The organism is Xenorhabdus entomophaga, from assembly GCF_037996725.1.
Classification (GTDB): domain Bacteria; phylum Pseudomonadota; class Gammaproteobacteria; order Enterobacterales; family Enterobacteriaceae; genus Xenorhabdus; species Xenorhabdus khoisanae.
Genome location: NZ_JBBMXH010000005.1, coordinates 77,330 through 88,430 on the forward strand (window position 1 = coordinate 77,330; position 11,101 = coordinate 88,430).

Here is an 11,101-nt window from a genome sequence, read left to right on the forward strand (position 1 = left end):
TGAACGATATTATTCGTGACGCTAAAGAGGCAAACTATGCTGTATCTTCTTGACAGCCTGAATCACGATGAGGCGGATAAGCGTGCTCCTCACACTTCCTGTCCGGATGGGCAAGAATGGCAAGCGCTGCTCGACCAGTTTATCCCCCATGCTGGTGAGGAAGGACTGCTCGAACTGGAAACAAATATTGCTGGTGACCCTGTCACTTATTGTCAGCGCGAGTTAAACAAGCCGATACAAGAATTGACGGAGCTTGAAAAACAGTTTACTTCGGTGATTATTCCTGAACTTCCGGTTGATACCGGGACATACGCCCGGCATTTAAGCGAAGACATTTTTAACCATGTCGTCCCCGTATCATCACCAACATTTGTTGGTCACATGACATCGGCTCTGCCTAAGCATTTACCTGCACTTGGCAAAATATTGACAGCGCTCAACCAGAATCTGGTCAAACTGGAAACATCACATGTTTTAACCGCACTGGAGCGTCAAGTGCTGGGTATGATGCACAAAGTGGTATACAACCGCGACGACGATTTCTATCAGCAGTGGCTCCATAACGGCAGTCATGCGCTGGCAACTTTTTGTTCTGGGGGAACGCTGGCTAATTTGACTGCCATGTGGGCATGCCGGAATCAGCTTATGCCAGCCGATGGAGATTTTGCCGGCCTTGCCCGTGAAGGCTTAGCCAGAGGACTCATTCATTATGGTTATAATAGGCTCGCGATTCTGGTCTCGGAATTGGGACACTATTCACTGAAAAAAACCGTGGATGTGCTCGGTTTGGGACAAGATGCGCTGGTAAAAGTCGCTACCGACAGAAATGGCCGGATCTGCATTGATGCCCTGCTCACACAATTGCAGAATTTGCATCAACGCAATATCAAGCCCATGGCTATTGTCGGGATAGCCGGCTCCACAGAAACGGGTTCTATCGATCCGCTGAATATTCTGGCGGACATTGCTGAACAGGAACAGTGTCATTTCCATGTTGATGCCGCTTGGGGTGGAGCGAGTTTGTTGTCAGAACGCTATCGACATTTATTCGACGGTATCGCACGTGCCGATACTGTGACAATTGATGCGCATAAACAAATGTATGTGCCGATGGGAGCCGGTATGGTGCTGTTCCGTCAGCCTACCCTGACCGATGCCATTGCCCAGCATGCCAATTACATTGTCCGTAAAGGCTCGAAAGACCTCGGACGCCATACTTTAGAAGGCTCACGCAGCGCGATGTCGCTTATGCTGCACAGTAACTTCCATCTGCTCGGCAGACAGGGATTAGCTCACCTGATAGATGCAAGCATCGAGAAAGCACGGCAATTTGCAGATCTCATCCGCCAGCAGGAAGACTTCGAGTTAATCAGTGAACCCCAACTTTGTCTTTTGACCTACCGATACGTGCCACCAATGGCGTTACAAACATTACGCGAAGGCCCGGAATCGGTGAAGCAAAAACTGCATGACGTACTTAATGCACTTAACCAAAATATTCAGGCTATGCAGTGGACTGCGGGAAAATCCTTTGTCTCCCGTACCTCTATCAACCCAGTGCAATGGAATCGACAACCAACAACAGTTTTGCGTGTTGTACTGGCAAATCCATTGACGACCCCGGAAATACTTGAAGATATGCTTGAAGAACAGCGACAGCTCGCGCGACAAAGCCCGTTCTGGCAAACGCTACAGGATTTGGTCAGTTAAGGGTATGGGCTGAGGACAGAAAAAATAGCCGATGCTAACACTAACATCGGCATAATAATGGTCAATTATTCTGTATAAAGCTCAGTATGAGAAAAACTACAATTATGGAGCACAACGTTTATCGCTCAACGTTGCATTCACCTGCGAGAGTCATAATGCCCTGCTTGTGGGATGAGGTTATTGATATATCTCAAAGTTGATGCCACTATTTTTTCCTACCGCCATATAACTGCATTATCTATAACCACATTTCCTATAACCACTTACTGCGCCTTAACCACCAAGCGAAAATGACTATCAATACAGATAAGAAAAGGCTGAATAAGCCGAACCCAAACTGATAGGTATTGCCGGGTATCCCACCCAGATTGACACCAAATAACCCTGTCAAAAAAGTTGTTGGCAAGAATATCATTGCCAACAGAGACATTATGTAAGAGCGACGATTCATGGCATCTGCCATCATAGATGCTATTTCATCAGCAAGAACCGCAGTCCGGGCGATACAACTATCAAGATCATCCAAGCCTCGCCCCAAGCGATCGGCAATTTCCTGCATTAAGCGACGTTCTTCGTCACTCATCCACGGTAACCGCTCACTGGCTAAACGAATGAAAACATCACGTTGAGGTGCCATATACCGGCGCAGGACGATTAATTGTTTGCGCAGCAATACCAACTCCCCACGACCAGGCACTTTTTGCTCTAAAATATTATCCTCAAGTTCAATCAGGTTATCATGCAGCTCTTCGATAAAATCATTCACTTCATCAGTCATTGCTCCGGCGATTTCAACCAACCAGTGCCCTGTACTTTTTGCACCAACGCCATTGTGTAAATCATCCAAAACTTGATCAATGGAATGAATTTTCCGATGACGACTGGAGATAATAATTCTGTCATTAACATAGATGCGGAACGAAACTAAATGATCAGGCCGCGCATTATCATTGCGGTTCACTGATCTCAACGTAATCAAAGTGCCTTCACCCGTGCGCAGCACCTTCGGCCGAATACTTTCATTCATTAATCCTTCCTTGACAGGAAGGGTTAACAACGTGGTATTCGTCAGCCATTGTTGGCTCTCCTGATTTTTATAGTCAAGATGTTGCCAAAATGGCTGTTCTGTGGTGGCGAGTGAATTTTCCCCAAATGTCACCATCCCCCCTTTGCCATTCAACTGGCAGGAATAAATGGCATTTGAGCCTTTGAATACTGAGCCATAGATCGTTTCCACATCTGCTCCTTGTTCGTACTGATCTTTTGGTACTTAGTTTAGTGCTTGATGATATACATGTTATGACTATAGGCCACATCTTCAGGATTGGTGATCGGGTATCCTTTTAACCACGTTTTGATCAACCGACCATTGGTATATTGATAAATCGGAACAATGGGCGCTTGTTCTGCGATCATTTTTTCTGCCTGATTGTAATCGCGGTTCCTGATTGCATCGTCAGTTTCATAACTTGCGGCTTTAAGCAACGCATCATAATCAGCATTGTGGAATTTCGCGATATTGCCACTGTGAGCGGATGTCAAAAGAGACAGGAAACTTGATTGTTCGTTATAATCCCCGGTCCAGGACGCCCTGACCACATCGAAATTACCCGTGTTACGGTTATCAACGTAGGTTTTCCACTCCTGGTTAACTAATTTCACCTCCACGCCCAATTTTTTCTTCCATTCTGAGCTAATGGCGATCGCTATCCGCTGGTTGTTTTCCAGATTGTTATAAAGTAATGATATTTTTAATGGATTTTCAGGGCCATATCCGGCAGCTTTCAACAATGCCTTCGCCTGATTATCGAGTTCCTGTTGAGTGAATGTTTCCTGCCTGCTTTTCTCTGGCCGGAAGCCTGCCGTCACATCAGGGGTAAAACGCCATGCCGGTTTTTCTCCCGTACCCACTACTTTTTTCGCAATTAAGTTCCTGTCTATTGCCATGGAAAGTGCTTGTCTCACCCGAACATCATTTGTTGGTGCCCGTTTTGTGTTAAAAGCATAGTAGTATGTTCCCAACTGATCCGGCGTGAAAACTTGCCCCGGAAGTTCCCGCAACAATTTCTGGTACATGTTCTTAGGGAAAGACTCCGTAATATCCAGATCTCCCGCCAGATAACGTTTGGTTGCATGAGATTCCTGATTGATGGGCATAAAGGTAACTTTTGTCAGTACCGTATTTTTGTTATCCCAATAATAGGGGTTTGGCTTCAGGACAATTTTTTCATTCACAACCCGCCCCGTTAACATAAATGCACCATTACCAACCAAGTTCCCTACCCGGGTCCAATCATTGCCATATTTTTCGACGCTCTGCTTATTGACCGGATAGAGGCTAAAGTTGGTTGTCATGCTGGGAAAATAAGGCACAGGCCGATCCAGACTCACTTTTAACGTATAAGGGTCGATGGCTTCTACACCCAATTTTTCCGGCGATAATTTTCCATCAATGATTTCTTGTGCATTCTGAATACCTGATAAGGCAGCAAACCAGGAAAAAGAAGAAGCATTGGCAGGATTGACCAATCTCTGCCAGCTATAAACAAAATCAGAGGCTGTGACACTGTCACTATTAGACCAACGGGCATCATGACGAAGTGTAAATATCCATGTTTTGTTATCTGTTGTTTTCCAGTCAGTAGCAACGCCCGGAATGGTTTGACCATGAGCATCTTGATTTACCAGACCTTCAAACAGATCACGCAATATTTGTGCCTCAGTTAAACCGAAAGATTTTATCGGGTCTAGCGATGCAGGTTCATCTTTCAATTGACGAACCAATTCCTGACGAGGATCAAGTTGAGTACCGGCAGGAACATGGGCGGCAGAAACAGAAAAAGAAAGCCCGGTCATCAGTAATACAGAGGAGAGTAACGAAAAACGATGCATGATTCTTTTGCCTTATGAGTCTAATAATTATCCTAAAAATATATTATAAGACATTGTTAATTAACGGGAGCCTGAAGATTTCATGAATATTGTGTCTATTTTTGTGGGCAAGATCGCACTATTCCTTTACACTGGCGGTCCTTTACACTGACGGCGCAGTTTATTTTATAGAGGGAGAAAACCATGACACAAACAGTCAAGTTCCAAGGTAGTGATATCACCGTTAACGGAGATTTTCCACAAGCAGGCCAGACAGCGAAAGACTTCACTCTAGTTGCTAAAGATCTTGCCGATGTTGCATTGAGCCAATATGCAGGCAAACGTAAAGTGCTTAACATCTTCCCAAGCATCGATACCGGTGTTTGTGCCACATCTGTCCGTAAATTCAATCAACTTGCCAGTGAGTTGGACAATACTGTTATATTGTGCATTTCAGCAGATTTGCCTTTTGCTCAGTCTCGTTTCTGTGGTTCTGAAGGTTTGTCTAACGTTGTTACTCTTTCTACACTTCGTGGTGGAAAGTTCCAGGAAGATTACGGCGTTGCAATAACCGAAGGCCCATTGGGTGGTTTAACCGCACGTGCCGTTGTTATTTTGAATGAAAATAACCAAGTTATTTATAGTCAGTTAGTCGATGAAATCACTAATGAACCTGACTATGACAGCGCATTATCAGCATTAAAATAATTATTTTATTATTGATGATATTGCTTTTGTTTTACGGCACAGCAAATTAATTGTTTTATAATAAATTTTTATTTTCATGGCGGCGATAAGTTCACAATGAATGAACTTATCGCCGCCAGTTTATTAGGGCTTTATCTGAAAGATAAAGTGCGAGCGGAGCTCCATAACTCCCTGTTGCTTCCATGCAAAAATGGTAAGTTGAGGTGGATTGAAGTCAATTAATGAAGGCACCGAATCCCTAGAGGTCATTTGGAAAATGCTTTGTTTTGTAATGATTTTTTCCAGCCCAAACCGCGACATCAAATTTGTGTTTAGCAATATCAATGCCGACCACGATGTTATCAGACATAAGGTTATCCTCTTTGTCAGAAACATAGGAGATATCGCCCTGATTAGACTTATAAAATAGATGCTTAAAGCACAAGATACCGTTCAATCTTAAAGGCGATAAAGAATATGCTGTTATGGTTTACTCTGAACTCCGAACTCTATTAAATGACTAGGTTCAGGTTAATGGTAACAAACTCACAACAGCATCCCTGATGATCAGTCAGGAGATTATCGCTCTGTAAAAGTGATAATCAAGATATAAGGTTAATTAGTAATTATTACTTTAGATAAATGTTCTAATTTTTGATGTGTGGAATGATCGGTAATCCACCTATGGCTACCACCTGATCGTATCTCTTGATTAATCAAAAAATCAAAAGGAATTTGAAGCCATATTCATTAGCTATCATTTGTTGTACAAAATAGTATGGTGTTTTCCAGGCAGATACATACTCCATAATAGAACTAATATCTGATGAGCATGTAAGTATGATTGGAACAATATTTACATACCTGCCTATAGATGTCATATCTGTTGTATGGTGGCGATTAGTAGTGAGTATACCGATATAAAGTGGATTCTGCGAATTCTGCGAATGGCTGAGCCATAAAGTCGAAAGCACCTCTCTCAAATTCCCAGGAATATTTAATGTTTCTGACACTTGAATTACATTTTCGATTAATTTTTTATCTAGAATAGATTTTGAATTATGGATAAAAATAGAAGCAGATTTACGATAGTCTTCAATTACTTCATGAGTATTTGTTCTAATTATATAATTTACATATCCGTCGCTTAACGTTAAAGTGTTTTGAGTTATTGCGTTGTTGAGAAGATTTGCAGTGAAACCATCAAATAGGGAACGATGGATATACACATGGACATGTTGGGATTCATTTTTTATTAGGCTGAATAAAGGTAGCTTCTGATTAGTATCCCAAATTGAATCCAGTGTTTCATTTGCAGATTCAATGAAGTTATCTTTATAACATGTTATTGTCGAAATTATTTCATTATAAGCTAAATTAATAATATTATTTTCTTTATTAAGATAATATTTAAATATAGAAACTTGATCTGATAATAGCTTAATTTTTTGCAAGATTAATTCTTTTTCGTTGAGTTGGCATCTTATTGTGAAGAAAAGACGGTGTTCTCTTGAGCTTAATGGTTTTTCTTGAGCTAGTAGCTTCATTTCATTGCTTAGTGGTAGTTTCTGAGGCAAAGAGTAGTTTTGGAGTTTGGGGGACTTTGCTGTTTGAATAAGAGTAGCGAGATGTTTTGGCGTTGGTAACTGAACAAAATTTGAAATTTCAATTTCAACTCCTTCGCTGGATTTAATGGAAATAATAATATCAATTAGCTGTAGAGAATTTCCACCTAATGTAAAAAAATTATCATTGGAGTCGATTTCATTTCTTTTCAATAAACGACTAAAGAGCAACTTGGTAGTTTGCAGAGTACTTTCTTCAGTAGAAATCTGTGGTATTTCAGCATTTGATTCATTTCTATAAACATACTCAGATAATTTTGATATATCTAATTTTCCTGCCTGAGTTAAAGGAGTGTTTGATAAATAAAAAATTTTGGCATTTAAAGCACATCTGGGCAAAACATTACGAATAGCTTCTGTTTTATGATGATCGATTTCTGTGCTATAACTTTTTATATATAGTGATAATATTCCTTGCTGGAATATTGCAAAAACTGTTTCTATAAATGCTAGGGACATAATTTTCTTTTCAATTTCATCTAGCTCAATGCGTACTCCGTTTATTTTTATTTGTCGATCTTTTCGACCAACAAAATAAATAAAGCCATTTTTTTCCAATACACATCTGTCACCACTACGGTAAAATAGCGTACCATTATATTCAAAAAATCGTTCCGAATTTAAAAGGTGGTCTAGATACCCAGCACTGACATTGATTCCACTAATCACCAATTCACCAATTTCGCCTTGTTTAGCAGGTTCATCATGATGATCAACAATCATAACTTGGCAATTAGAAATAGGCTGACCAATAGCGATGTTATCTTCTTCATTTTGTCCTAAAATTTCGTAAGCTAGACTATCAATAGTACACTCTGATGGGCCATATATATTAAATATCCTAGCTGTACATACTCGTTTAATCGCATTACATAGTGTGGGTGTAAATACTTCGCCTCCTACATACAATACTCTTAAGTATTTTAGGTCAGTGTTGGATGAAAGAGTTGTTATAAACTTAGACAAAACTGAGGGAACAAAATCAGTAATAGTAACTTTATATTTATTCATCAGATCAAGAGTTAGCAGTGGATTTAAAGTTTCTTCATCTTCTTGCAAAATTAATTGTGCGCCAAAAAAAAGAGCACCAAATAGTTGCCATAAAGCAGGATCAAATGTAAAAGAAATATTATGTAATAAGGTGTCACGTGCGGTGATATTAATTGATTGATGCCGATTTAAAATAGCATTTATCAGCGAGATGTGTTTGATGATAATACCTTTGGGTTGTCCTGTTGTACCAGAAGTAAAAGTATAACAAAGGATATCATCAGGTGAACGGGAGATGATATTTTTTTGTGCTGTCAACTCAATAGAAGCAGTTAGTGCAGTTTTAATTAAATCATCGTTGACAATCAATGGATTTAAAATATTTGATAAAATGTGCTTACATCGCTTATTTTGATCGCTATTTTCAATAATAACGAAAGGTTTACCAACATAAATTGCAGCTAAAATAGCTATTATAGTATGAAATTTTTGGTTACAACCAATTGCAATGGTTTCAAAGTGTTGATCACAGAATATATTAAGATAAGCCGATAGAGTTAAAATATGTTGATATAGCTGTTTATAATCTAATGAAATTTCATGATTACGTAATGCTGGTTTTTCTGAAAACTCTTTAAAGGAATAATTAAATAAATAGGTTGCAATGTTTTCTGTTGTAAATGTTTGTGAAAGATAGGGACCGTCAACAATAGAGATATGTTCCGCTATTTGAGCAACAGACAATGAATAACTAAATTTGTGTAAGAATTGAGTGATCTGTCTTTCGTCAAAACATGTCATATCGACGCATAAATTTAGTTCCAGATATCGAGACTTCTGTTGGAAATAAGTTGTGAATTTATGCTGACCATAACTCGGCAATAGTGAATGTTCTCTGATGCCTTCTAATGGCCTATGTATTTCATAGCCAATAAAAAAATCAATATCTTCTGGTGGGGAACATGATGGAGCTAGTATAGTTTTTTGTACAGTCTTTTGATTATTAGAATATGCTTCATCAAATGATATTGTGGTGATATTTGAAAAACATTGGACATTATGGTGAACAACTGAGAAGTTAATATTTTCTTCTTTTTTACCAGAATTTAAAGCATAGGCGACATTGATATTAATCGATTTAGGATCCGTCTTTAAATTACTTGCAACATGTGTCATCAACTTTATGAATAAAGAGTATTTTTCACTCATGCTTTCATAAATACGAAAATAGCTTTTATATGTTCTGAATTTCATTATTATTCCTTTTTCAGTGAATTATGAGTTAAAACTTTCACTAAGAGTTTTAATTAAAGAACCAAGGTGAATTCCATCAATAATAGCATGATGAATAGATAAACCTATGAGCCATCCGCCATCAATTTCATGTAAAGCAAACCTTGATAATTTCCCTTCAATTGAAATTGGTGTAAGCAGGATATTTTTCATTCTGCCAATGGCAACAGCTTTACTCGCTTTAGGATACATAACAATATCAATATCACTCTGATCTGGTTGCCAAACCAATTGTTGATAAAATTCTTTAATTTGGCAGTTAAGTACTGGATGATTTTTTATCCAATTTCTCACATTTTTCTTAATATCTAATTCAGTAATACAGCTATTAATTTCAAATAAATTAGCAATATTCATAGCATCAGAATGAGGATGCATTTTTGAATAAAGCCATAAATTCTTTTGTTGATCATTAAGTTTTCTATCCATAGAAGAAAAAGATTCTGTTTTATTGATGGTGATTGATTCAACTTGATTGATCATTTGAAGAGTATATCTTATTAAATCATTAATTATTGGATAGGAGATTAATTCATTTAGAGGAAGAGATACTCTTGTTCTTTTTTTAATTATATCAATGAAATCAAGTAAAATGATAGAGTCTCCACCTATGTCATAAAAACTTAATGTGGTATCTGTGATTTTTTCATCCAATAATTTTTCCAATATATTGAGTATATCTAAATTTGTTAGCTGTTCAGTATCTTCTGTTTGAAGTAGTGTTCGTGTTATTTGTTTTGTAGGCATCAGGGTTATATAGCATTCCTGTTCATTTTCCCAGTAATGCTCTGGATAAGGTTCACACCAACCTGAACACATATTATTAACAGCTAGTACAGCAAACCCATTTGTTCCTCCAATACCAAAAGAGCTAGTAGAGCCGAAAAGCATTTCTGCATCACCTAATTGAGATTGCTGTTGTGGATTTGAAAAACCAACAATAAAAGGTGTTAGATTGGGATTGAGTTGTTTAAAATTTGTAATTGGTGGAACACATCTGTGGACAAGGGAATAAATGGTATTGATTATGCCAAACATACCTGAGGCCGCATCAGTATGACCAATTTGAGATTTAATTGCACCTAACGTGATACTGTCTGTCATTGATAAGTTAAATGCACTTGACGTGCTTTCCATCTCAATTAGATCACCCAGTAAAGTAGCTGTGCCATGTAATTCATGATAACTCAGCTGGCTGGCATTGATATTAGCAACTGATAGTCCTTCTTCAATAACAGTCTTCTGACCAAAAACAGAAGGTGCCCCGAAGCTGGATTTTCCTCCACCATCATTATTGAGGCTGGTAGCTTTTATAACAGCATAGATTTTATTGCCAGATTTTATTGCTGATTGCGCTGGCTTTAACAAAAATACAGCACCTCCTGAGCTTGCCACTGTCCCAGTGGCAGTAATATCGAGAGGTCTACAGATACCATCATGAGCTAATATATCTCCATCTCGGCAAGTAAAACGACGATGTTGGGGGAGAAGTAGTGAGCAGGCTCCTACCAATGCCATTTCCGATTCACCTGATAAAATTGACTGACATCCTACATGTATTGCACTTAGTGAAGAAGAACATGCCGATTGCACAGAGATTGCTGGTCCCTGTAAACCTAGCGTACTTGCAATACGTACTGCTGCGAAAGTGCTATCATTGAGTCTGATTATATTGTGGATATCTGACTCAGTATCTTCGAGACTGTTTTTTAATAAATTAACGCGATGCTCGACTTTAACATCCTATGACGTTGGCTTGTTGAAGCCAGTCGCGTTGACTTTTACCTTGTTTAAAATTGGCAAAAATGCCCAACGTATGAGAAAGCAGTTTTCTGGCTATTCGATTACTCAAATGCCACAAATCCCGTGCCCAGCACTTCTCGAGAGAAAATTGCCCGGCGAATTGACCAATCACGGTTTCAATT

At 38.9% G+C, this 11,101-nt stretch carries 6 protein-coding genes and 1 pseudogene; 2 read left to right on the forward strand and 5 right to left on the reverse strand.

Going from position 1 to position 11,101, the window contains the following annotated elements:
• Positions 1 to 36 precede the first annotated feature (36 nt).
• Positions 37 to 1,710 carry a pyridoxal-dependent aspartate 1-decarboxylase PanP gene (gene panP / locus AAC854_RS01795; RefSeq protein ID WP_340615639.1) on the forward strand — a complete coding sequence of 558 codons (1,674 nt, stop codon included), beginning with the start codon at positions 37 to 39 and terminating at the stop codon, positions 1,708 to 1,710.
• Positions 1,711 to 1,963: 253 nt separating this feature from the next.
• On the opposite strand, the gene zntB is transcribed toward panP, so the two are convergent.
• The gene (gene zntB, locus AAC854_RS01800; RefSeq protein WP_340615640.1) at positions 1,964 to 2,947 is read right to left on the reverse strand and encodes a zinc transporter ZntB; all 984 of its coding nucleotides are present in this window, start codon (positions 2,945 to 2,947) and stop codon (positions 1,964 to 1,966) included.
• A gap of 38 nt (positions 2,948 to 2,985) precedes the next feature.
• Positions 2,986 to 4,602 (reverse strand): peptide ABC transporter substrate-binding protein, encoded by a 1,617-nt coding sequence (locus AAC854_RS01805; protein ID WP_340615641.1) that lies wholly within the window; start codon positions 4,600 to 4,602, stop codon positions 2,986 to 2,988.
• A 183-nt stretch (positions 4,603 to 4,785) separates the two neighbouring features.
• On the opposite strand from AAC854_RS01805, the gene tpx reads away from it, so the two are divergent.
• On the forward strand, positions 4,786 to 5,289 hold the full coding sequence (gene tpx / locus AAC854_RS01810; protein WP_273547848.1) for a thiol peroxidase: 504 nt from the start codon (positions 4,786 to 4,788) through the stop codon (positions 5,287 to 5,289).
• A 695-nt stretch (positions 5,290 to 5,984) separates the two neighbouring features.
• On the opposite strand, the gene AAC854_RS01815 is transcribed toward tpx, so the two are convergent.
• The 3 genes and pseudogenes from AAC854_RS01815 to AAC854_RS01825 all read right to left on the reverse strand — a co-directional run.
• Positions 5,985 to 9,137, reverse strand: coding sequence for an AMP-binding protein (locus tag AAC854_RS01815; RefSeq protein WP_340615642.1), 3,153 nt, complete (start codon positions 9,135 to 9,137; stop codon positions 5,985 to 5,987).
• A gap of 21 nt (positions 9,138 to 9,158) precedes the next feature.
• Positions 9,159 to 10,856, reverse strand: coding sequence for a beta-ketoacyl synthase N-terminal-like domain-containing protein (locus tag AAC854_RS01820; protein WP_340615643.1), 1,698 nt, complete (start codon positions 10,854 to 10,856; stop codon positions 9,159 to 9,161).
• 55 nt (positions 10,857 to 10,911) lie between these two features.
• A pseudogene (locus tag AAC854_RS01825) lies at positions 10,912 to 11,101 on the reverse strand (IS982 family transposase); the annotation flags it as partial.